At 70.4% G+C, this 21,299-nt stretch carries 20 protein-coding genes; 3 read left to right on the forward strand and 17 right to left on the reverse strand.

What is annotated here, in order from left to right:
- Nucleotides 1-2 precede the first annotated feature (2 nt).
- The 8 genes from J7I98_RS02740 to rimP all read right to left on the reverse strand — a co-directional run bounded on the left by J7I98_RS02740 (nt 3) and on the right by rimP (nt 8,318).
- The gene (locus J7I98_RS02740) at nt 3-956 is read right to left on the reverse strand and encodes a bifunctional riboflavin kinase/FAD synthetase (RefSeq protein ID WP_214915944.1); all 954 of its coding nucleotides are present in this window, start codon (nt 954-956) and stop codon (nt 3-5) included.
- Nucleotides 957-1,330: 374 nt separating this feature from the next.
- Entirely contained in the window at nt 1,331-2,230 is a 900-nt protein-coding gene (gene truB, locus J7I98_RS02745) for a tRNA pseudouridine(55) synthase TruB (protein WP_214915947.1), read from the reverse strand.
- Nucleotides 2,227-2,694 carry a 30S ribosome-binding factor RbfA gene (gene rbfA, locus J7I98_RS02750; protein WP_214915950.1) on the reverse strand — a complete coding sequence of 156 codons (468 nt, stop codon included), beginning with the start codon at nt 2,692-2,694 and terminating at the stop codon, nt 2,227-2,229. The genes truB and rbfA overlap by 4 nt, the downstream gene beginning before the upstream one ends.
- 33 nt (nt 2,695-2,727) lie before the next feature.
- On the reverse strand, nt 2,728-3,021 hold the full coding sequence (locus J7I98_RS02755) for a DUF503 domain-containing protein (RefSeq protein WP_214915953.1): 294 nt from the start codon (nt 3,019-3,021) through the stop codon (nt 2,728-2,730).
- 163 nt (nt 3,022-3,184) lie between these two features.
- Nucleotides 3,185-6,304 (reverse strand): translation initiation factor IF-2, encoded by a 3,120-nt coding sequence (infB, locus tag J7I98_RS42515; protein ID WP_214915967.1) that lies wholly within the window; start codon nt 6,302-6,304, stop codon nt 3,185-3,187.
- 147 nt (nt 6,305-6,451) lie between these two features.
- Entirely contained in the window at nt 6,452-6,730 is a 279-nt protein-coding gene (locus tag J7I98_RS02765) for a YlxR family protein (protein ID WP_214915970.1), read from the reverse strand.
- Nucleotides 6,731-6,804: 74 nt separating this feature from the next.
- Nucleotides 6,805-7,809, reverse strand: a complete 1,005-nt coding sequence (gene nusA, locus J7I98_RS02770; protein WP_214915973.1) for a transcription termination factor NusA — start codon at nt 7,807-7,809, stop codon at nt 6,805-6,807.
- Between the two features lie 2 nt (nt 7,810-7,811).
- Nucleotides 7,812-8,318, reverse strand: coding sequence for a ribosome maturation factor RimP (rimP, locus tag J7I98_RS02775; protein ID WP_214915984.1), 507 nt, complete (start codon nt 8,316-8,318; stop codon nt 7,812-7,814).
- 154 nt (nt 8,319-8,472) lie between these two features.
- On the opposite strand from rimP, the gene J7I98_RS02780 reads away from it, so the two are divergent.
- From J7I98_RS02780 to J7I98_RS02790, 3 genes are read left to right on the forward strand one after another with little or no spacing between them, the layout of a single operon-like run.
- Entirely contained in the window at nt 8,473-9,012 is a 540-nt protein-coding gene (locus J7I98_RS02780) for a twin-arginine translocation signal domain-containing protein (protein WP_214915987.1), read from the forward strand.
- A gap of 32 nt (nt 9,013-9,044) precedes the next feature.
- Nucleotides 9,045-9,467, forward strand: a complete 423-nt coding sequence (locus J7I98_RS02785; RefSeq protein ID WP_214916126.1) for a ferritin-like domain-containing protein — start codon at nt 9,045-9,047, stop codon at nt 9,465-9,467.
- A gap of 53 nt (nt 9,468-9,520) precedes the next feature.
- Nucleotides 9,521-10,417: an aminoglycoside phosphotransferase family protein gene (locus J7I98_RS02790; RefSeq protein ID WP_214915990.1), complete on the forward strand. Its 897-nt coding sequence runs from the start codon at nt 9,521-9,523 to the stop codon at nt 10,415-10,417.
- A 108-nt stretch (nt 10,418-10,525) separates the two neighbouring features.
- Here the strand turns inward: J7I98_RS02790 and J7I98_RS02795 are convergent, their stop codons facing one another.
- The 9 genes from J7I98_RS02795 to aroA all read right to left on the reverse strand — a co-directional run bounded on the left by J7I98_RS02795 (nt 10,526) and on the right by aroA (nt 21,238).
- Entirely contained in the window at nt 10,526-12,232 is a 1,707-nt protein-coding gene (locus J7I98_RS02795) for a proline--tRNA ligase (protein WP_214915993.1), read from the reverse strand.
- Nucleotides 12,233-12,301: 69 nt separating this feature from the next.
- Nucleotides 12,302-12,874 (reverse strand): GNAT family N-acetyltransferase, encoded by a 573-nt coding sequence (locus J7I98_RS02800; protein ID WP_214915996.1) that lies wholly within the window; start codon nt 12,872-12,874, stop codon nt 12,302-12,304.
- A gap of 26 nt (nt 12,875-12,900) precedes the next feature.
- Nucleotides 12,901-13,746 (reverse strand): GNAT family N-acetyltransferase, encoded by an 846-nt coding sequence (locus J7I98_RS02805; protein ID WP_214916011.1) that lies wholly within the window; start codon nt 13,744-13,746, stop codon nt 12,901-12,903.
- Between the two features lie 148 nt (nt 13,747-13,894).
- Nucleotides 13,895-15,073, reverse strand: coding sequence for a flavodoxin-dependent (E)-4-hydroxy-3-methylbut-2-enyl-diphosphate synthase (ispG, locus tag J7I98_RS02810; protein ID WP_214916014.1), 1,179 nt, complete (start codon nt 15,071-15,073; stop codon nt 13,895-13,897).
- A 139-nt stretch (nt 15,074-15,212) separates the two neighbouring features.
- The gene (locus J7I98_RS02815) at nt 15,213-16,514 is read right to left on the reverse strand and encodes an RIP metalloprotease (protein ID WP_214916052.1); all 1,302 of its coding nucleotides are present in this window, start codon (nt 16,512-16,514) and stop codon (nt 15,213-15,215) included.
- Nucleotides 16,511-17,773, reverse strand: coding sequence for a 1-deoxy-D-xylulose-5-phosphate reductoisomerase (gene dxr, locus J7I98_RS02820; protein WP_214916055.1), 1,263 nt, complete (start codon nt 17,771-17,773; stop codon nt 16,511-16,513). Before dxr ends, J7I98_RS02815 begins: the two co-directional genes overlap by 4 nt.
- 24 nt (nt 17,774-17,797) lie before the next feature.
- A complete protein-coding gene (locus J7I98_RS02825) occupies nt 17,798-19,075 on the reverse strand; it encodes a hypothetical protein (RefSeq protein WP_214916058.1) in 1,278 nt (425 codons plus the stop codon).
- Nucleotides 19,072-19,920, reverse strand: a complete 849-nt coding sequence (locus J7I98_RS02830) for a hypothetical protein (RefSeq protein ID WP_214916061.1) — start codon at nt 19,918-19,920, stop codon at nt 19,072-19,074. The genes J7I98_RS02825 and J7I98_RS02830 overlap by 4 nt, the downstream gene beginning before the upstream one ends.
- Before the next feature lie 79 nt (nt 19,921-19,999).
- Nucleotides 20,000-21,238: a 3-phosphoshikimate 1-carboxyvinyltransferase gene (aroA, locus tag J7I98_RS02835; RefSeq protein ID WP_214916063.1), complete on the reverse strand. Its 1,239-nt coding sequence runs from the start codon at nt 21,236-21,238 to the stop codon at nt 20,000-20,002.
- Nucleotides 21,239-21,299 lie beyond the last annotated feature (61 nt).

Raw genomic sequence — 21,299 nt, forward strand, 5'->3', positions numbered from 1 at the left:
CGTTACTTCGCCTCGTACGCCTCGATCAGCTCGCGCGAGCGCTTGACGTCGTCCGCGATCGCCACCAGCAGCGCCTCGATCGAATCGAACTTGGCCTGGCCGCGTACGTACGCCAGGAAGTCGACGCCGACGTGCAGCCCGTACAGGTCGAGGCCCACCCGGTCGATGGCGTACGCCTCGACCGTCCGCTCCGTGCCGTCGAACTGCGGGTTCGTGCCGACCGAGATCGCGGCGGGCATCGCCTCGCCCTCCACCGTCAGCCAGCCCGCGTACACGCCGTCGGCGGGAATCGCGGTGTGCGGCAGCGTCTCGACGTTCGCCGTCGGGTAACCGAGCTCGCGGCCCCGCTGGGCGCCGCGCACCACCACGCCCTCGACGCGGTGCGGCCGGCCAAGGATCTCCGCGGCGCCTTCGACGTCGCCCTCGGCGACCAGGCGCCGGGTCAGCGTGGAGGAGAACGGCTCGCCGCCGCCCGCCTCGCCGCGCACGTACAGGTCCACGACCTCGACCTCGTAGTCGTACGTCGGACCGAGCTCGGAGAGGAATGCGACATCGCCCGCCGCCCGGTGTCCGAAGCGGAAGTTCGGGCCCTCGATGACCGCCTTCGCGTGCAGCTTGTCGACCAGCACCTTCACGATGAAGTCGGCCGGCGACAGCTTCGAGAACTCGGCGGTGAAAGGCAGGATCAGCAGCGCGTCCACACCCAGCTCGGCCATCAGCTCGGCACGCCGGTGGTGCGGGGCGAGCAGCGGCGGGTGACTGCCGGGCCGCACGACCTCGCTCGGGTGGGGATCGAAGGTGACGACCACCGAAGGCACGCCGAGCTCGCGGGCGCGGTCCACCGCGCGTCCGATGATCAGCTGGTGTCCGCGGTGCACCCCGTCGTAGGAGCCGATGGTGACGACGCTGCGTCCCCAGTCCTGGGGGATGTCCTCCAAGCCACGCCAGCGCTGCACTGTGACCGCTCTCCTCGCCCGAACTCGAACCCGAACCTGTGTACGTGAGATTGCTGATTACGCAGGTCTAAGACTGCCATGCCCGCGGCCTGTGCCTCGCATCGGGCATCGGAGTCCCCAGCGCCGAAGCAGGCGGCGGCGCTCGGTGGTACGGACGAGCACCGCCCCGCAGTGATCAGCAGGAGAAGGACGCCGGGCGAAAAGCGCCCCCCAGTACACCCGCCATTCACTCCGAGCGCCTGCCCGAAGGGGTGAATCGGAGGGGCTGGGTGGACAGACCACCTGCGAGGGGGATCGTGGAGCGGACAGCCGACGGGCTGCCCGCTCCACGGTGGGCCCACGAGGTGGGCCGGCGCGCAGCGTTCGCGCGAGCCTCAGCCGAAAACTGCGAGGCTCTTCGCCTTGCCGCGGTTCTCCTCGACGAGTGCGAGGAAGCGCCCCTCGGGGCCGAAGACCGCGACCGGGCTCGTCTCGTACGCCGGCATGTCGATCCGTACGCCGTTCGTCACCAGGGCCGCCCGCCGCTCGTCCACGTCCCAGCGCGCGAACGCGGCCGCGGCCGCGTCGGCGATGGGCATGACGGTGAGCTCCTCCTGGAGCTGCTCCAGCGTCTTCGCCGCGTCGAGCCCGTACGGGCCGACCCGGGTCCGGCGCAGTGCGGTCAGATGCCCACCGACGCCGAGTCCCGCCCCGAGGTCACGGGCGAGGGCGCGGATGTAAGTACCGGAGGAGCAGACGACGGAGACGACCAGGTCGACGACGGGCGTCCCGTCCTCGGCCACCGCCTCGCGCACGTCGTACACCTGGAAGGAGGAGACGGTGACCGGCCTGGCCGGGATCTCGAACTCCTCGCCCTCGCGCACCCGCGAGTACGACCGCTTGCCGTTTATCTTGATCGCGCTGACCTTCGACGGCACCTGCATTATGGCGCCGGTCAGTTCGGCGACGCCCGCGTCGATGCCTTCCCTGGTCACACCGGAAGCGACGGCGGACGTCGTGATCTCGCCCTCCGCGTCGTCGGTGACCGTGGTCTGGCCGAGCCGGATCGTACCGAGGTACTCCTTCTCGGTCAGGGCGAGATGACCCAGCAGCTTGGTGGCCCTTTCGACGCCGAGGACGAGAACGCCCGTCGCCATGGGGTCGAGCGTGCCGGCGTGGCCGACGCGACGGGTCTTGGCGATCCCGCGCATCTTGGCCACGACGTCGTGCGAAGTGAAGCCGGACGGCTTGTCGACGATGACAAGGCCGTCCGGCGTCGTGGTGGTGCGCTTCATTCGGCGGTTTCGCCCTCGCCCTCGGCATCCGCTTCGGCTTCGTCGTCCTCGGGCTTGCGGTACGGGTCGGCCTCGCCGGCGTACGTCTTGCCGGTCGACACCTCGCGCACCTCCGCGTCCTTGGCGCGCGCCTTGTCGAGGAGGTCCTCGATGGTGCGCGCGTTGTCCGGCAGGGCGTCCGCGACGAAGGCCAGCGACGGCGTGTGGCGTACGCCGGTCTGCCGGCCGACCTCGGAGCGGAGGATGCCCTTGGCGCTCTCCAGTGCGGCAGCCGAGGCGGCGCGCTCTTCGTCGTCGCCGTAGACCGTGTAGAAGACCGTGGCCTCCCGCAGGTCACCGGTGACCCGGGCATCCGTGATGGTCACGAAGCCCAGCCGCGGATCCTTGATACGCCGGTCCAGGGTCTCCGCGACCACGACCTGGATGCGATCGGCCAGCTTACGGGCCCGCGCTTTGTCGGTCACCGGTCCTACTCCTCTTTCTGCTGCTGCGATACGTCAGTCTTCGTCTGTGTGCAGCCGCCGTCGAACGGACAGCAACTCCACTTCGGGCCGGGCGGCGACCATGCGCTCGCACCGGTCCAGTACGTCTGTGAGGTGCCCCGTTTCCCCTGACGCCACCGCGACGCCGATCTTGACTCTGCGGTAGACGTCCTGGTCGCCGACTTCCGCCGCACTCACCGCGAATTTGCGCTGGAGCTCGGCGACGATCGGTCGTACGACGGAGCGTTTCTCCTTCAGCGACCGTACGTCGCCGAGGAGCAGGTCGAAGGACAGTGTCCCCACATACATGGATGTCCGGATGTCCCGCCGGTTCGGGGTCGTGCCCCGCCAACCACTTGGCAGGGACACAAGAACCGTACACGCAACGGCCGGAGCCGCTCGACGGAAATATCTCCGCCGAGCGGCTCCGACCGATGCTGTACGGACCAGCCGTACGGATCAGCTGTGCGGACTAGCCGCGCGGCTTCTCGCGCATCTCGTACGTCGCGATGACGTCGTCGATCTTGATGTCGTTGAAGTTGCCGAGGTTGATACCACCCTCGAACCCTTCGCGGATCTCGGTGACGTCGTCCTTGAAGCGGCGCAGACCCTGGATGTTGAGGTCCTCGGCCACGACCTTGCCGTCGCGGATGAGGCGCGCCTTGGTGTTGCGCTTGACCTCGCCGGAGCGGATGAGAACACCCGCGATGTTGCCCAGCTTGGACGAGCGGAAGACCTCGCGGATCTCCGCCGTACCGAGCTCGACCTCTTCGTACTCCGGCTTGAGCATGCCCTTGAGGGCCGCTTCGATCTCTTCGATCGCCTGGTAGATGACCGAGTAGTACCGGACGTCCACACCCTCGCGCTCGGCCATCTGCGCGGCACGCCCTGCGGCGCGCACGTTGAAGCCGATCACGATGGCGTCGGAGCCCATCGCCAGGTCGATGTCGGATTCGGTGACCGCACCCACACCGCGGTGCAGGACCCGGATGTCGACCTCTTCACCGACGTCGAGCTGGAGCAGCGAGGACTCGAGAGCCTCCACCGAACCGGACGCGTCGCCCTTGATGATGAGGTTGAGCTCCTGGACCAGACCGGCCTTGAGCACCTTGTCGAGGTCCTCGAGGGACACCCGGCGGGTGCGCTTGGCGAAGGCGGCGTTGCGCTCACGCGCAGCACGCTTCTCGGCGATCTGGCGGGCCGTACGGTCCTCGTCGACGACCAGGAAGTTGTCGCCGGCACCGGGGACGTTGGTGAGACCCAGGACCAGGACGGGGGTCGACGGACCCGCTTCCTCGATGTTGTTGCCGTTGTCGTCGAGCATGGCGCGGACTCGGCCGTACGCGTCACCGGCGACCATCGTGTCACCGACGCGGAGCGTTCCGCGCTGGACGAGCACAGTGGCGACGGCGCCGCGACCGCGGTCGAGGTGAGCCTCGATCGCAATACCCTGCGCGTCCATTTCGGCGTTCGCACGGAGGTCGAGCGACGCGTCCGCGGTGAGGACCACGGCTTCGAGCAGCTGCTCGATGTTGAGGCCCTGTCGCGCGGAGATGTCGACGAACATCGTGTCGCCGCCGTACTCCTCCGCCACCAGACCGAACTCGGTGAGCTGACCGCGCACCTTGACCGGGTCGGCACCCTCGACGTCGATCTTGTTGACCGCGACCACGATCGGCACGTCGGCCGCCTTGGCGTGGTTCAGCGCCTCGATCGTCTGCGGCATCACACCGTCGTTCGCCGCGACCACGAGGATCGCGATGTCGGTGGACTTCGCACCACGGGCACGCATGGCGGTGAACGCCTCGTGACCGGGGGTGTCGATGAAGGTGATGGCGCGCTCTTCACCGTTGACCTCGGTGGCGACCTGGTACGCACCGATGTGCTGCGTAATACCGCCGGCCTCGCCCGCAACGACGTTCGTCTTGCGGATCGCGTCCAGCAGTCGGGTCTTACCGTGGTCGACGTGACCCATGACGGTCACGACCGGCGGACGGGAGACGAGCATTTCCTCGCCGCCCTCGTCCTCACCGAACTCGATGGAGAAGGACTCGAGAAGCTCGCGGTCCTCTTCCTCCGGGCTGACGATCTCGAGGATGAAGTTCATCTCGTCCGCGAGCAGCTTCAGCGTCTCGTCGGAGACGGACTGCGTGGCAGTCACCATCTCGCCGAGGTTCATCATCACGCCGACGAGCGACGCCGGGTTGGCGTTGATCTTCTCGGCGAAGTCGGTCAGCGAGGCACCGCGCGACAGGCGGACGGTCTGTCCGTTGCCGCGAGGCAGCATGACGCCGCCCACCGACGGGGCCTGCATGGCCTCGTACTCCTGGCGCCTCTGACGCTTCGACTTGCGACCACGACGCGCGGGACCGCCGGGACGGCCGAACGCACCCTGCGTGCCACCACGGGCACCGGGACCGCCGGGACGTCCACCGAAGCCGGGACGACCGCCGAAGCCGCCGCCACCACCGGGACGGCCTGCGCCGCCACCGCCGCCGGGACCACCGGGACGGCCGGCGAAGCCGCCACCGCCACCGCCGGGACCGGCCGGACGACCGGCGAAGCCGCCGCCACCGGGACGACCGCCGCCACCGCCACCCGGACGGCCACCGGGGCCACCGGGACCACGGCCGCCGCCGCCAGGACCGCCACCGGGACGGGGGCTGGCTGCGGGACGCTGCGGCATCATGCCGGGGTTCGGACGGTTACCGCCCGGAGCACCACCCGGTCGCGGGGCGCCGCCCTGCGGACGGGGCATGCCACCGGGGGTCGGACGTGCGCCACCCTGGCCGCCCTGCGGACGCGGAGCGCCTGCGGGACCACCCTGCGGACGCGGGGCGCCACCGGGGGCACCGGCACCGCCGGGTCGCGGTGCGCCGCCGGGACGGGGCGCCTGGGGGCGCGCCATACCGGTGGAGCCACCAGAGGTGAACGGGTTGTTGCCGGGACGCGGGCCTGCGGGACGGGCACCACCGGGACGCGGGGCCTGCTGGCCACCGGGACGGGCGGGACGCTCGCCACCGCGCTCGCCACCACGGCCGCCTTCGCGCTGGCCACCGTCACGCTGACCGGCCGGGGCCGGACGGGCGGGACGCGGGCCAGGCGTGGCACCTGCGGGACGCGGGGCCTGCTGGGGCTGCGGGGAAGCCGGCTGAGCCGGAGCCGGAGCCGAGAATTCTGCCGCGGGGACCGGAGCCGCCGGAGCGGGCTTGGCCGGTGCGGGCTTGGGACCGGGACGCGGCCCTGCGGCCGGCGCGGTCTCTGCGGGGGCGCTGCTCTTCGGGGCCTCGGCGGCGGCCGGCTTGGGGGCCGGGGTGCCGGGCTTCGGGGCAGCGGGACGTGCCGCAGCGGCCGGGGAGGGCGCTGCGGGCTTGGCAGGCGCGGCCTTGCGGGGCGCGCCGGGCTTGGCAGCGGACTTGCCGGCGTTGCCGCCGGGCCCCTGCAGTGCGTCAGTCAATTTGCGTACAACCGGCGCCTCGATTGTCGAGGACGCCGAACGGACGAATTCACCGAGTTCTTGGAGCTTGGCCATGACGACCTTGCTCTCTACGCCGAACTCCTTGGCGAGTTCGTATACCCGGACCTTAGCCACTTCGCTCCTTTTAGGTCCGGGTTACCGCCGGACCGTCGCTACTTCATGGGCGTACTCATCGCGTACTCATCGAGTGCTCATCGCAATCTCGACCTACTTCCAACTCGCGAGGTACCTGACCGCACGGTTATCCGTGCCGTTCTCTTCTTACGGTGTCGCCTGCTCGACAAACTGGCTCAGCGCCGATGTGTCGAGCGGCCCCTTGCCCCGGAAGGCCCGGGGAAATGCCCGGCGGCGGACCGCCAGGTCGAGGCAGGCAGAGGCGGGGTGAACGTACGCACCCCGGCCGGGCAGCGTACCGCGTGGATCGGGGACACATTCACCCTCGATCACCACGATCCGCAGCAGATCGCTCTTGGCCGCTCGCTCCCGGCATCCCACACAGGTTCGCTCAGGGCACACGCGGGCATGCGTCCGGCCAGACACTATTAAGTCTACCTCCCCGTAGCGACCTCACCCCATTGGGGCAAAAATCGAACGGTTGTTGTCGTAAAAGTTGCTCAGTCCCGGTCCGGCGCCTGGTCCGACGGCTGCTCGGTGTCGGGACGGATGTCGATGCGCCAGCCGGTCAGCCGGGCGGCGAGGCGGGCGTTCTGCCCCTCCTTGCCGATGGCCAGCGACAGCTGGTAGTCGGGCACGGTCACGCGGGCGGAGCGGGTCGACATGTCCACGATCTCGACCTTGCTGACACGGGCGGGCGACAGGGCGTTGGCCACCATCTCGGCCGGGTCGTCCGACCAGTCGACGATGTCGATCTTCTCGCCGTGCAGCTCGGCCATGACATTGCGCACGCGGCCGCCCATCGGGCCGATGCAGGCGCCCTTGGGGTTCAGACCGGAACGCGTCGACCGTACGGCGATCTTGGAACGGTGACCGGCCTCGCGGGCGATGGCCTCGATGACGACCGAGCCGTCGGCGATCTCCGGGACCTCCAGGGCGAAGAGCTTCTTCACCAGGTTCGGGTGGGTACGGGACAGCGTCACGGACGGGCCGCGCACGCCCTTGGCGACCCGCACGACGTACGTACGCAGACGCAGACCGTGCGTGTACTCCTCGCCGGGCACCTGCTCCTGCACGGGCAGGATGGCTTCCAGCTTGCCGATGTCGACGAGGACGTTCTTGGGGTCCCTGCCCTGCTGCACGACGCCGGTGACGACATCGCCCTCGTGGCCCGCGTACTCGCCGAACGTGCGGTCGTCCTCGGCGTCGCGCAGACGCTGGAGGATGACCTGCTTGGCGGTGCTGGCCGCGATCCGTCCGAAGTCGGACGGGGTGTCGTCGAACTCCTTGGGCTCCTGGCCCTCTTCGAGATCGGCCGGGTCTTCCTTCGCCCAGACCGTCACATGACCGGATTCCCGGTCGAGCTGCACGCGCGCGTGGCGGCTGCTGCCCTCGGTGCGGTGGTACGCGATGAGGAGGGCGGACTCAATCGCCCCGACCAGCAGGTCGAAGGAAATCTCCTTTTCCTTCGCCAAGCCCTTCAGAAGCTTTACGTCGATGTCCATGGCTACGCCTCCTCTTCCTTCTTGTCCTTGCGGCTGAATTCGATCTCCACACGCGCCTTGGCGATGTCCGCGAAAGCGACCCGGCGGGCGGTGGGCTTGCGGCCCTTCACGCCCGGCACTTCGAGGTCGAGTCCCTCGTCGTCCACGGTCAGAATGCGCGCGATCAGCTCGCTGGCTGCACCGTCGGCGTGTAGCTGCAGCTTGACCAGGCGGCCGGTAGCCCTTACGTAGTGGCGGTGCTCCGACAGCGGGCGGTCGGCGCCCGGGGAGCTGACTTCGAGGACGTACTCGTCCTCACCCATCACGTCCGTCTCGTCGAGCTTCTCGGAGACGGCGCGGCTCAGCTCGGCACAGGTGTCGAGTTCCACGCCTTCGTCGGAGTCGACAACGATCCGCAGCATGCGGCGCCTGCCTGCCCGGGACACCTCGATGTCTTCCAGATCGAGGCCCTCTGCGCTGACCAGTGGTTCCAGGAGTGCGCGCAGCCTGTCGCTCTGGGTGGTGCTCATCCGGGTGACTCCTCGGCCGCGTGTGCTGTTGTATGGATCGTCGCGTGTCAGATCAAAGGGTATCCGGTCCCGAGGGGTGTTGCCGTCCGCCTCCCGCAGACCCGCAGGTACGCTCGCCTGCGGTGATCACCGCAGAAGCCCGAGGGAGACACACGTGCGGCGTACGGGAACCACACGCAGGCGTGCCCTTGGGGCGTCCGGGGCCGCGGCCGTCGCTCTGCTGACCGGCGCATGTGCTGAGGATGCCGCTCCGCACGGCGGGGAAGGCCCCGGCGCAGGCGGCCGGAACGCCCCGAAGGCCGACCCTGCCCGGATCGAGACCGCGCTGCGCACGCGTGCCGCGCAGGCCCGCAGGTCGCTCCTCGCTCACTACGACGCTGTCGCCGCCGCCCACCCCGACGTCGCAGAGCGGCTGAAGCCGATGCGCGAAGCGGTGGCCAGGCAGGCGGACGTGCTGCGGACGGAAGGGGCCGGGGCGCAGGCGAAGCCGGGCGGGCGCCTGCCGTCTCCGCCGCCGGTCGACTCCGGCCGCAAGGACGCCCTCAAGGCACTGGCCGCCGCGGAGCGCCGTATCGCCGACGAACACAGTGCGGCGCTCGTCGAGGCCCCGCCGGAGCTTGCGCGACTGCTGGCCTCCGTCGCGGCGGCCGGCGCCGCCCACGCGTATCTGCTGATCGAAGGGGACCGCACGTGAGCCGCAGCGGTACGTCGTCCGCCGTGCAGGCCATGCAGGCCGCGCTCGCCGCCGAGCACGCCGCTGTGTACGGGTACGGAGTCGTCGGCGGCCGGGTCGCCGACGCCCGCAGGGACGAGGCGCGGGAGGCGTACGACGCCCACCGGTCGCGGCGTGACGCCCTGGAGCGGACCGTGCGCGACCTGGGCGGCACGCCGGTAGCCGCGGCCGCCGCGTACGCCCTGCCGTTCCCGGTGCCGGACGCGGCGGCAGCCCTGCGGCTGGCCGCCGAGCTGGAGGACCGGGTGGCCGGCGTGTACTCCGACGTCGTACGGGCCGCCGGGGGCCCACTGCGGCGCGAGGCGGCGGGGGCGCTGCGGGAGGCGGCGGTGCGGGCCGTGCGCTGGCGGGGACGCAGCGTAACCTTTCCTGGGCTCGCCGAGCTGACCACTTCGGCGGTGAGCCGCACACAGTGAGCTCCGGGCTTGGCTCCCGGCTTACGACTGGCCTTGAAGGGGACACCACACGCATGGGTTTCGAACCGCCGCAGCGTCTCGTACGAGCGCTCGGCGAGGCGCACGGGGAAGAGGCCGCCGACTGGCTCGGCCGACTGCCCGATATCGCCGAACAGGCAGTGTCCCGGCGGAAGTTGGACGTCGAGCGGGTGCAGGCTCCGGGCGGCCGGAGCAGCCTGGTCGTGCTCGTGCGGCAGCAGGACGGCACCCCCGCCGCGCTCAAAATCGCCCCTGCGACGGCCCGGCCCGACCTGGAGCGGGCGGCGCTGGCGCACTGGAACGGCTGGGGCGCGGTCCAGCTCCTCGACGACACCGATGTCCACAGCGGTGAGCTTCTCCTGGAGCGCCTGCACTCCGAGGTGTCGCTGCGCTCCCTGCCGGAGGCGAAGGCCCTGCTGGAGGCGGCCGGGATCGTACGGCGCCTGTGGATCGAGCCGCCCCCCGGCCACGCCTTCGAAACCGTCGCCGAGCGCACCGCCCGCCAGGCCGAGCCCATGCGGAGCGCCGACCCGTCGCTCGCCCCGCTGGCCGAAGCGGCCCTCGCGGCGCGCGACGAACTGACGGCGTCCGACGCCGAACTCCTGCTCCTCCACGGCAACTTCCGCCAGGGCAAGGTGCTCGCGGGCGACCGGGCGCCGTGGCTGGCGGTCGGGCCCGAGCCGCTGGTCGGCGAGCGGGCGTACGACCTGGCCCGCCTGGTGCGCGACCGCGTCGAGGACCTGGTCGCCTCCACCGGGGGCGCGTCGGCGGCCCGCCGCCGGGTGAACAAGCTCGCCGACTCGCTGGACGTGGACCGGGCGAGGCTGCACGGCTGGACGCTGTTCCGGGCGGTGGAGTCGGGCGTACGGGCGAGCGCGGCGGGCCGCCACCAGGACGCGGAACTGCTCTTGGAGTTCGCGGGCTGGCTGTAGGGCGCGCACGATTTTGCGGCTCCGCCGCGGGCCCTCGAACGCCGGACGGGCTGAATATCAGCCCGTCCGGCGTTCGAGGACACTCCCGAAGGGCGTCCGGGGGCCTCGTCAGGCGGTCAGGCGGGCGATCGCCTCGTCGACCGTCAGCTCCTCGCGCTCCCCCGTCCGGCGGTCCTTGAGCTCCACAACGCCCTCTGCACTGCGGCGCCCCGCCACCAGGATCTTCGGTACGCCGATGAGCTCCGCGTCCGTGAACTTCACGCCCGGCGACACACCCGGCCGCTCGTCGACCAGCACGCGCAGACCCGCCGCGGCCAGCTTGTCCGCGACCTCGACGGCCAGTTCGGTCTGGAGCGCCTTGCCCGCGGCGACGACGTGGACGTCGGCCGGGGCGACCTCGGCCGACCAGCACAGGCCCTTGTCGTCGGCGGACTGCTCGGCGAGTGCGGCGACGGCGCGGGAGACGCCGATGCCGTACGAGCCCATGGTCACGCGGACCGGCTTGCCCTGCTGGCCGAGCACGTCGAGCTGGAAGGTGTCGGCGTACTTGCGGCCGAGCTGGAAGATGTGGCCGATCTCGATCGCGCGGTCGAGCTTGAGGCCGGTGCCGCAGTTCGGGCAGGGGTCGCCCTCTTCGACGACGACGACGTCCAGGTAGTCGTCGACCTCGAAGTCGCGGCCCGCGACGACGTTCTTGGCGTGGGTGTCGGCCTTGTTCGCGCCGGTGATCCACGCGGTGCCGGCGGCGACGCGCGGGTCGGCGATGTAGCGGACCTTGTCGAGGCCCTGCGGGCCGACGTAGCCGCGTACGAGATCGTCGCGGCCCTCGAAGTCCTCGGCGGTGACCAGCTCGACGACGGCCGGGGCGAGGTGCTCGCCGAGCTTGCCCAGGTCGACCTCGCGGTCACCGGGGATGCCGACGGCGACGATCTCGCCGTCGACCTTGACGAGGAGGTTCTTGAGGGTCGCCGACGCCGGTACGCCGAGGTGCTCGGCGAGGGTCTCGATGGTCGGGGTGTCGGGGGTGTCCAGCTCCTCGACCGGGCCGTGCTCCGAGCCGTCGTACGCGGCGGCGACAGCGGCGGCGCTGAACGTGACGGCCTCCGTGTTGGCCGCGTAGTCGCAGGCCGGGCAGTCGACGAAGGTGTCCTCGCCGGCCGGGGCCGGGGCCAGGAACTCCTCGGACGCCGAGCCGCCCATCGCGCCGGAGACGGCGGAGACGATGCGGAAATCGAGGCCGAGGCGCTCGAAGATCTTCTGGTACGCGGCGCGGTGCAGCGCGTACGACTCGGCGAGGCCCTCGTCCGTCGTGTCGAAGGAGTACGAGTCCTTCATCTGGAACTCACGGCCGCGCAGCACGCCGGAGCGCGGACGCGCCTCGTCGCGGTACTTGGTCTGGATCTGGTACAGCATCACCGGCAGGTCCTTGTAGGACGTGCACTGGTCCTTGACGGTCTGCGTGAAGACCTCTTCGTGCGTCGGGCCGAGCAGGTAGTCGGCGCCCTTGCGGTCCTTGAGGCGGAACAGCAGGTCGCCGTACTCCTCCCAGCGGCCGCTCGCCTCGTACGGCTCCCGGGGCAGAAGCGCGGGAAGCAGGACCTCCTGGGCGCCGATGGCGTCCATCTCCTCGCGCACGACGCGCGAGATGTTGTCGAGGACCTTCTTGCCCAGCGGCAGCCAGGTCCAGATCCCGGCTGCGTTCCGACGGACGTATCCGGCGCGCACCAGCAGCTTGTGGCTGAGCGTCTCGGCGTCCGCCGGGTCGTCACGCAATGTCTTGACCATCAGACGGGACATGCGCTGGACCTGGGCCATGGTGAACTCCTGCGAAGAAAAGTGTGATGGCAGGAGGTTAGCCGTGTCGCACAGGCCCCGGGAAATCCGTTACGCAGGGTGACGCCGCAGCGGGAGCGGTGCGCCCATCACGGCGTACGGCATCGGCGCGCTCGGGAAGTGGACCTGGCGGGCCAGGTCGACGTATCCCAGTGAGCGGTAGAGGCCGCGGGCCGGGCTCTCTATGTCGATCGCCGAGAGGATCGAACGCGGCTGGGCCACGGCGTCCGTGATGGTGGTGATCAGCGCGCGGCCGATGCCGCGTGCCTGGTGGTGGGGCTCGACGTGCAGCTCGGTGATGACGAACGAGTCGTCCAGCCAGCCCTCGGTTCCGGTGTTGCGCAGGTACGGCTCAACCACGGTCGACCACCAGTGCGTGCGGTCGTTGGGCATCCCGTAGACGAAGCCGACGAGGCGGCCTCCGGGCGTCGTCGCGCCGAGTGCCAGCGCGCCGGGGTTGAGGAGATGCCGCAGCACGATGTGACGGCGTACGCCGACCTCGTCGTCGCTGAGACCGAAGGCATTGGCCTGCACGGCCAGGGCCTCGTCCACCCGCGCCGCGAGGTCGACCGGCCCGATCAGGACGGCGGGGGGCTGGGGGTGGCCCCCGGTATGAGCTGCCATGGAGCGCACCCTACTGCGCGGTCCCGTCAGAACAACACGCTCATAAACGCGCCAACCTCGCGGAAACCGACCCGCCGGTACGCCGCGCGGGCCGCCGTGTTGAAGTCATTGACGTAGAGGCTGACCACGGGGGCGACATCGGCCAGCGCATAGCGCAGCACGGCCGCCATGCCGGTCTCCGAGTGCCCGCGGCCCCGGTATTCGGGGGCGACCCAGACGCCCTGGATCTGGCAGGCCTGGGACGTCGCGGCGCCGACCTCCGCCTTGAAGACGACCTTGCCGTCCTCGATACGGGCGAACGACCGCCCGGCGGCGACCAGTTCGGCCACCCGCGCCTGGTAGAGCAGCCCGCCGTCGCCGGCGAGCGGCGAGACGCCGACCTCCTCGGTGAACATCGACACGCACGCCGGCATGATCACGTCGATCTCGGCCTTGTCGATGCGACGGACCAGGGAGTCGGGCTCGACGCCCCGCGAGAGCTCTTCGGTGACCATGAGCGGCTGGTTCGAGCGTACGTCGCGGGCGGGGCCCCAGCTCGGTTCGAGGAGGCGCCACAGCTGGGCGGTGGTCTGGGCGGGGCCGACGATCGAGGAGCAGCGGCGGCCGGCCCTGCGGGCGCGGTCGGCGAAGGCGCGTACCGCTTCGGGGGTGGCGCAGATCGGGACGAGGTTGGCGCCGGAGTAGCAGAGCGAGCGCAGTCGTCCTTCGGCGTACCAGCCCCACATCTCGCCGCCGAGCCGCCACGGGTCGAGGCCGGCGGACTGGACGCGGGAGGTCACAAAGGCGTTGGCGACGGGCTCGCTTTCGAGGATGGCGAGCGCGGCGCCTAGTTCGCCGGGGTCGAGGACCCGGGTTGTGGTCTGAGTCAACACGTGAGGGGCCTCACCGTACGGGCTTCTGATCCACGAACTGTACCTGGCCCTTCCGGCGAGCGCCGCAAACGCAGGAGGAGCCCCGCCCGAGGGCGAGGCTCCTTTTGCACCGTCTTGTGCACACGTCTTGTGCGGATATCCGCCGGTGTCAGCTGACGGAGACCTCGGGCTCGCCCGACGCTGTGACAACCGGGGCGCCAGAGGCGACGCCGTCCTTCTCCATCTGCTCGGCGATCTTCAGCGCCTCTTCGATGAGGGTCTCGACGATCTTCGACTCGGGGACGGTCTTGATGACCTCGCCCTTGACGAAGATCTGGCCCTTGCCGTTGCCGGAGGCGACACCGAGGTCGGCCTCACGGGCCTCGCCGGGACCGTTGACGACGCAGCCCATGACGGCGACGCGCAGCGGCACCTCCATGCCGTCGAGCCCGGCCGCCACCTGGTCGGCGAGCTTGTAGACGTCGACCTGGGCGCGGCCGCAGGACGGGCAGGACACGATCTCCAGGCGGCGCTGCTTGAGGTTCAGCGACTCCAGGATCTGGAGGCCGACCTTGACCTCCTCGGCGGGAGGGGCCGACAGGGACACGCGGATGGTGTCGCCGATGCCCTCGCTGAGCAGCGCGCCGAAGGCGACCGCGGACTTGATGGTGCCCTGGAAGGCGGGGCCCGCCTCGGTGACGCCGAGGTGCAGCGGGTAGTCGCTCTGGGCGGCGAGCTGCCGGTAGGCGTTGACCATCACGACCGGGTCGTTGTGCTTGACCGAGATCTTGATGTCGCCGAAGCCGTGCTCCTCGAAGAGGGAGGCTTCCCACAGGGCGGACTCGACGAGCGCCTCCGGGGTGGCCTTGCCGTACTTCTGGAGCAGGCGGGCGTCGAGCGATCCGGCGTTCACGCCGATACGGATCGGGATGCCGCTCGCGGAGGCCGCCTTGGCGATCTCCTTGACCTTGTCGTCGAACTGCTTGATGTTGCCCGGGTTCACCCGGACCGCCGCGCAGCCCGCGTCGATGGCCGCGAAGACATACTTCGGCTGGAAGTGGATGTCCGCGATCACCGGGATCTGCGACTTGCGCGCAATGGTCGCCAGCGCGTCGGCGTCGTCCTGGGTCGGGCAGGCCACTCGTACGATCTGGCAGCCGGACGCGGTCAGCTCCGCGATCTGCTGCAGCGTCGCGCCGATGTCGGACGTCCTGGTGGTCGTCATCGACTGCACCGAGACGGGCGCGTCCCCGCCTACAGCCACCGATCCGACCTGGATCTTGCGGCTGACCCTACGGTCGGCGAGCTTCGTCGGAACGGACGGCATTCCGAGAGAAATTGCAGTCATCTGCTGTGCAACCCCAAGGTGTGGATCAAGGTCCCGAGATCGGCGGGCTCCGGACTTCGAGGTTACGTCACCGCGAAAGCCCGGAGCACACCACGTCGGCAAACCCACTCAATGGTGGGCCGCCGGTGAGCCGCACGTGTCAGGAGATTCGGACGGGGTTCACCACGTCCGCCACCAGCACCAGCGCGGTGAAGCAGATGAAGATCCCGGCGACGACGTACGCGACGGGCATCAGCTTCGCGACGTCGAAGGGGCCCGGGTCGGGACGCCGGAAGACCTTCGCCACATTGCGCCTCAGCGACTCCCACAGGGCTCCCGCGATGTGCCCGCCGTCGAGCGGCAGCAGCGGCAGCATGTTGAAGAGGAAGAGGGAGAGGTTGAAGCCCGCGATGAGGAACAGCATCATCCCCATGGTGTTCTCCATAGGCAGTCCGAGCCCGAGGATCTCGCCGCCGACGCGGGCCGCGCCGACCACGCCCATGGGGGAGTCGGCCTTGCGCTCCTCGCCATTGAAGGTCGCGTTCCACAGGTCGGGGACCTTGGAGGGCAGGTCGATGAGCGACTGGACGCCGGACTCGATCATGACGCCCATGCGGTCCAGCGAGTCGGTGAAGGACAGCGGGACGACGGCCGTGCCGGGGCCGAAGCCGAGATAGCCGGCCTGGACGGTCTCGCCCTCGATGGGCTGTCCGTCGGCGTCCTTCTTGGCGACCGTGTTCGACACCAGCTTCGCCGACAGGACCTTCTCCTGGCCGTCGCGCTCGATCGTGATGCGGGCCGGGCCGATGGTGTCGCGGATACGGTCCGACAGCGTCGCCCAGTCCTCGACGGGCTTGCCGTTGAAGGCGACGATCTTGTCGCCCCTCTGCAGGCCTGCGGCCTTGGCGGGCGACACCGGGTCGCTCTTCCTGCATTCGCGGTTCTCGCTCTGCGCGACGACGCAGGGGACGACCGAGTCGACGGTGGTCGTCTGCTGGTTCAGGCCGACCGTCATCATCACGCCGATGAAGAGCGCCACGGCGAGGATGAGGTTCATGAAGGGGCCGGCGAACATCACGATCACGCGCTTCCACGGCTTGCGCGTGTAGAAGAGCCGGGTCTCGTCGCCGGGCTGCAGTTCCTCGTACGCCGCCGAGCGGGCGTCCTCGATCATGCCGCGCCACGGGGATGTCGACCGGGCTTCGATCTTGCCGTCGGCTCCCGGCGGGAACATCCCGATCATGCGGATGTAGCCGCCGAGCGGGATCGCCTTGATCCCGTACTCCGTCTCGCCCTTGTGCCGGGACCAGATGGTCGGTCCGAAGCCGACCATGTACTGCGGCACGCGGACGCCGAAGAGCTTGGCGGTCGTGAGGTGACCGAGCTCGTGCCAGGCGATGGAGATGAGCAGCCCGGCAAAGAAGATGACTATCCCGAGGACCGTCAACAGGATCGTCGTCATGCGCGAGCCTCCGCTGTTGCCTGTGCTGCGATTTCACGGGCCCGGGCTCGTGCCCAGGTCTCGGCTTCCAGGACGTCCGCGACCGTGAGCGAGGTTCCCGTACGCGGGGTGCCATGCTCGGCCACTACTTCGGCGACCGTATCCACGATTCCTGTGAACGGCAGCCGCCCGGCGAGGAACGCGTCGACGCACTCCTCGTTCGCGGCATTGAACACCGCGGGAGCCGTGCCCGCGAGCGTACCGACATGTCGGGCCAGTCCCACGGAGGGGAAAGCGTCGTTGTCGAGCGGGTAGAACTCCCAGGTCGACGCCTTGGACCAGTCGAAGGCGGGCGCGGCGTCCGGGACGCGTTCGGGCCAGCCGATGCCGATGGCGATCGGGCCGCGCATGTCGGGCGGGGTGGCCTGGGCGAGGGTCGAGCCGTCCGTGAACTCCACCATCGAGTGAACGTATGACTGGGGGTGGACGACGACCTCGATGCGGTCGAAGGGGATGTCGTAGAGCAGGTGCGCCTCGATGACCTCAAGACCCTTGTTGACCAGGGTGGCCGAATTGACCGTGATCACCGGGCCCATGGCCCAGGTGGGGTGCGCGAGGGCGTCCTCGCGGGTGACGTTCGCCAGTTCCGCCTTCGTACGTCCGCGGAAGGGGCCGCCGGAGGCGGTGACGACGAGCTTGCGGACGTCGGCGCGGGTGCCGCCGGCCAGGGCCTGGAAGAGCGCGGCGTGCTCGGAGTCGACCGGGATGATCTGGCCGGGCTTGGCGAGCGCCTTCACGAGGGGGCCGCCGACGATCAGCGACTCCTTGTTGGCGAGCGCGAGGGTGCGGCCGGCTTCGAGGGCGGCGAGGGTGGGCGCGAGGCCGATGGATCCGGTGATGCCGTTGAGGACGGTGTGGCATGCGGATGCGGCGACCTCGGTGGCGGCCTCGGGCCCGGCGAGGATCTCGGGGAGGGGCTCTGTGTTCCCGGAGTTCCCGTACCGCTCCTTCAGCGCCTCGCGCAGGGCGGGCACGGCGTCCTCGCGGGCGACCGCGACGGTCCGGACGTTCAGCTGCCGCGCCTGCTCGGCGAGCAGCCCGACCCGGCCGCCGGCCGCGGAGAGCGCGGTGACACGGAACCGGTCGGGGTTGCGGAGCACCAGGTCGATGGCCTGGGTGCCGATGGACCCGGTGGAGCCGAGGACGACGATGTCCCGGCGGCCTTCGGACGCGTCGAAGGCGATGTGCGGGTCGGCAAGAGGGGCTGGGCTGTCGCTCATGCCCCCCATTGTTGCCGCAATGGCTCACCAGGCGGACAGCGAGTCCCCGCGGAAGCCCTGGCCGAGCAACTCCGGGAACGTACCTTCGAATTTCGGCAGCCGCCGGGCCACGGCCCACCATGCCTCCGGATCCTCGCCCAGCGCGGCGCGGGCGAGCTCGGCGGTGCGGGTGCGGGCGGCGGCGACGGCTTGCGGCCGGTCGAAGTGTTCGAGATGGCCGAGCCAGCATTTCTCGTCGATGGCAGCGCGGGCGGGCGCGCCGTGCAGCACGATGTCGTCGCCCGTCAGCAGCCCGTCCGCCAGAGCCTGTTTGCGCAGGTGGTACTGGGGCCGGCTGTCCGTGTCGAGCCGGGCGAGGGCCTTGAGCGCGTCGGCCCGCGCGAGGGGGTCCCGGCACGGTTCGCGGCGTACGGGCAGGGCGTCCAGGAGGGCGCTGCTCAGGCCCTCGATCCCGGGGCCGCCCGTGCTGATGTGCCCGGTGGCCGCCGCCAGTTCGGGCAGCGTGCCTTCGAAGGTGTGGGCGCGGCGCCCGAAGTCGGTCCAGTCCTCGATCCGGTCGGCGAGGACAGGGTGCAGGACATGGCCCGTCGCCTCCCGTACGGCGGCTGCCTCCGCCTCGTTGAAGCGGAGCCCGCCGCGTATCTGGACGGTGGGGAGGAGGAGGGTGCGGTGGGCGGGGGCCATGTGGCGGACGAGTTCGGCGGGAGTGATCGCGCCGGTGCGTACGGCACGTACGGTCGGCCGGTACCACCAGCGGCCGTACGTGCGCGTGCCGCGGGTGTCGAGCAGTGCGAGCACGGCTTCGCGTGGGCACTCGCCGCTCAGGACGAGCGCCTCGACGGCGCCGGGCGGCAGCGGCCGGCGGCGATGCTCGCTCAGCAGCACGTGCGGGTCGAGGACGTGCGGCCGGTCCAGGATGCGCAGGGCGTGCCGGACCCGCTGATGGCCCCTGAGCAGCTCTACGAGCTCACGCGTGGCGAGCACGGGCTCCTGCGGGGCGGGGGCGATGGACCGCCGCATCGCGCCTGTGGTCCGGCGGTGGAAGTAGACCGATCGGTCGACCTCGTACTCCCCGCACTGCATCAGCCTCAGCAGCAGCGCGCGGTCGCTGTACCGGTTGCGCGCGAGGGCGACGCGGTCGCGGGGGCTGCCGCCTTGGGACAGCACGTGGTTCACGGTCTGCGGCACCGGCGGGTACAGGGCGAGGAGTTCGTACCGCTGCCTGGCGTCGAGCCGGTCCAGCAGTGCGGGGACGACGGCGCTCGGCACGTCCCGCAGGAGCAGGGACAGCCCGCTGATCATTTGGTGCCGACCGCGGCCTCGAACTTCTCCCACTGGGCGTCCAGGACCTCCTTCGGCACTCCCCCGATGTCCTTGGTGTCGATGATCTCGCCGCGGAAGGAGAGGGTGGCCGAACCGGCGCGTACGACCGTCAGGTACTCGTGGAGCTTCAGCTTCCCCTTCACGTCGAGAATCGTGAAGTGGTACGCCCTCGCCTCGTCCGCTCCCTCGCCGAAGTCGGGCGCCTTGACGGGCTCGACCTTGAGGTACTTGCCCTTCGCGATGGCCCGCTCCTCGGTGAACCCGTCGGCGCACTCCTTGCCGGCCTCGGCGACGTCCTTCATGACGCGGGCGGCGTCGCCGTTCGCGTACGAGCGGAGCTGGACGGAGACGGTCAGGCCGAGCATTTCGTCGGGGACGTCGACCCGGCGGTTGACCTCGGTCCTGAGTTCGTAGTCGGTGACTTCGCCGGCGAGGCTGACGAGGGGCTGGCAGACGGCGGGGTCGGCGGTGTATTCCTCGCCGTTGGGCCCGCCGAGGGTGAACTCGGAGGCGGTGTACTTGCCGACGGTCTCGCCGTCGGTGAACGCGGCGGCGGTGAGCTGGGCCTCGGTGAGCGGCTTGGGCCCGCTCGCGGCCTTGCCGGCACTGGCAGTGGGTGTGCCGTCCGGCTTCCCGTCGTTCTTGCCGCCCTTGTCGGTGCCGCTGTCACTGCCGCCGCACGCGACCGCCCCCGCGAACACGACTCCGGCCACGGCGACGGCCGCACCCTGCCGCCGCGCCCGCAGCTTGCCCAGCTTCCCCTGCTTGCCCGCCCAGAACATCTGCTTGCCCGCCCAGAACATCTGCTTGCCCGCCCAGAACATCGCTGGCCCCTGGTTCTGTTGATGCGTAAGTGAAGGGTCGATTGTGGTGCATGGGAGTGGGCGGCGTCTGCGTCGAGCGCTACCAGGTTCGCTGAAGCGCCGCGAAGGCCTCGTGGAAGTCCGGGAAGGTCTTCCGTACGCATCCGGGGTCGTCGAAGGTCATGCCGGGCGCGGTGTGCAGTGACGTCACCGCGAACGACATCGCCATGCGGTGGTCGCCGTGCGTCGCGATCTCGGTGGGGCGGGGCGTGCCGGGCCCGATCTCGATCCAGTCGGGGCCCGTGGCGACCGTGACGCCCATCGAGCGCAGGTTCTCCGCGCAGGCCTCCAGCCGGTCGCACTCCTTCACGCGAGTGTTGGCGACGTCCTCGATACGGACGGGGGCGTCGGCGTACGGCGCGATGGCCGCCAGTGTCGGCATCGTGTCGGAGATGTCGCGCATGTTGACGGTGAGGCCCTTGAGCATGCCTGTGCCGCGGACCGTGGTGCTGTCGGCGGTGATACGGACATCGGCGCCCATCTGTTCCAGTACGTCGACGAAGCGCAGGTCGCCCTGGAGCGCGCCCGTGCCGAGCCCGGGGACGGTGACTTCGCGGCCCGGCGACACCGCTGCGGCGGCGAAGAAGTAGCTGGCGGTCGACGCGTCCGGTTCGACGGCGTACGTCGTCGCGCGGTAGCCGCCGGGCCGTACGTCGAAGGTGTTGCCCTCCCGCGTCACTTCGGCGCCGAAGCTGCGCATCATCGCGAGCGTGATCTCGACGTACGGCGCCGAGACGAGGTCCGTGACGTCGATGCGCAGGCCCTCTGCCGTGAGCGGGCCGAGCATCAGCAGCGCGGTCAGGTACTGCGACGACTCCCCTGCGTCCAGGGTCAGTTCGCCGCCCTTGATACCGGCGGCGGTGATGCGCAGCGGGTGGTGGCCCTCCGCCTCCTCGTGGCGCAGGTCGACGCCGAGCGTACGTAGTGCCTCGGTGAGCGGGGCGAGGGGGCGGCGGCGCATCTGCGGGGATGCGTCGAAACGATACGTACCGGAGGCGCCGGCCGCCGCAAGGGTGGGCAGGAAGCGGGCGGTGGTGGCGCCGTCGCGGCAGTAGACGTCGGCCTCGTCGACGGCGGGCCCTGACGGCCGCCCCTCGACGCGCCAGGCACCGGCCTCGCGCTCCAGCCGGTACCCGAGACGGCCGAGCCCCTCGGCGAAGCCCTCGGTGTCGTCCGAGCGCAGCGGGCGCAGCAGGGTGGTGGTTCCGGCGGCCGCGGCGGCGAGGAAGAGGGCGCGCGCGGTGACGGACTTGGATCCGGGAATGTCTACGACGGTCACGGACGTACATCCTGCCGGGCGGGGACACCGGCCCGCCGACTGTTCCGCGCTTTGGACGGCC

Origin of the sequence: Streptomyces sp. ISL-98 (genome assembly GCF_018614055.1) — a bacterium.
Classification (GTDB): Bacteria; Actinomycetota; Actinomycetes; order Streptomycetales; family Streptomycetaceae; genus Streptomyces; species Streptomyces spiramyceticus.

Bases quoted from the DNA above. Each gene is read 5' to 3' on its own strand.
- J7I98_RS02785 (WP_214916126.1), top strand. From the start codon at position 9,045: ATGCAGGCCGCGCTCGCCGCCGAGCACGCCGCTGTGTACGGGTACGGA.
- ispG (WP_214916014.1), bottom strand. From the start codon at position 15,073: ATGACTGCAATTTCTCTCGGAATGCCGTCCGTTCCGACGAAGCTCGCC.
- dxr (WP_214916055.1), bottom strand. From the start codon at position 17,773: ATGAGCGACAGCCCAGCCCCTCTTGCCGACCCGCACATCGCCTTCGAC.
- J7I98_RS02790 (WP_214915990.1), top strand. From the start codon at position 9,521: ATGGGTTTCGAACCGCCGCAGCGTCTCGTACGAGCGCTCGGCGAGGCG.
- J7I98_RS02830 (WP_214916061.1), bottom strand. From the start codon at position 19,920: ATGTTCTGGGCGGGCAAGCAGATGTTCTGGGCGGGCAAGCAGATGTTC.
- rimP (WP_214915984.1), bottom strand. From the start codon at position 8,318: ATGAGCACCACCCAGAGCGACAGGCTGCGCGCACTCCTGGAACCACTG.
- J7I98_RS02755 (WP_214915953.1), bottom strand. From the start codon at position 3,021: ATGTATGTGGGGACACTGTCCTTCGACCTGCTCCTCGGCGACGTACGG.
- J7I98_RS02825 (WP_214916058.1), bottom strand. From the start codon at position 19,075: ATGATCAGCGGGCTGTCCCTGCTCCTGCGGGACGTGCCGAGCGCCGTC.
- nusA (WP_214915973.1), bottom strand. From the start codon at position 7,809: ATGGACATCGACGTAAAGCTTCTGAAGGGCTTGGCGAAGGAAAAGGAG.
- J7I98_RS02795 (WP_214915993.1), bottom strand. From the start codon at position 12,232: ATGGCCCAGGTCCAGCGCATGTCCCGTCTGATGGTCAAGACATTGCGT.
- truB (WP_214915947.1), bottom strand. From the start codon at position 2,230: ATGAAGCGCACCACCACGACGCCGGACGGCCTTGTCATCGTCGACAAG.
- J7I98_RS02815 (WP_214916052.1), bottom strand. From the start codon at position 16,514: ATGACGACGATCCTGTTGACGGTCCTCGGGATAGTCATCTTCTTTGCC.
- J7I98_RS02800 (WP_214915996.1), bottom strand. From the start codon at position 12,874: ATGGCAGCTCATACCGGGGGCCACCCCCAGCCCCCCGCCGTCCTGATC.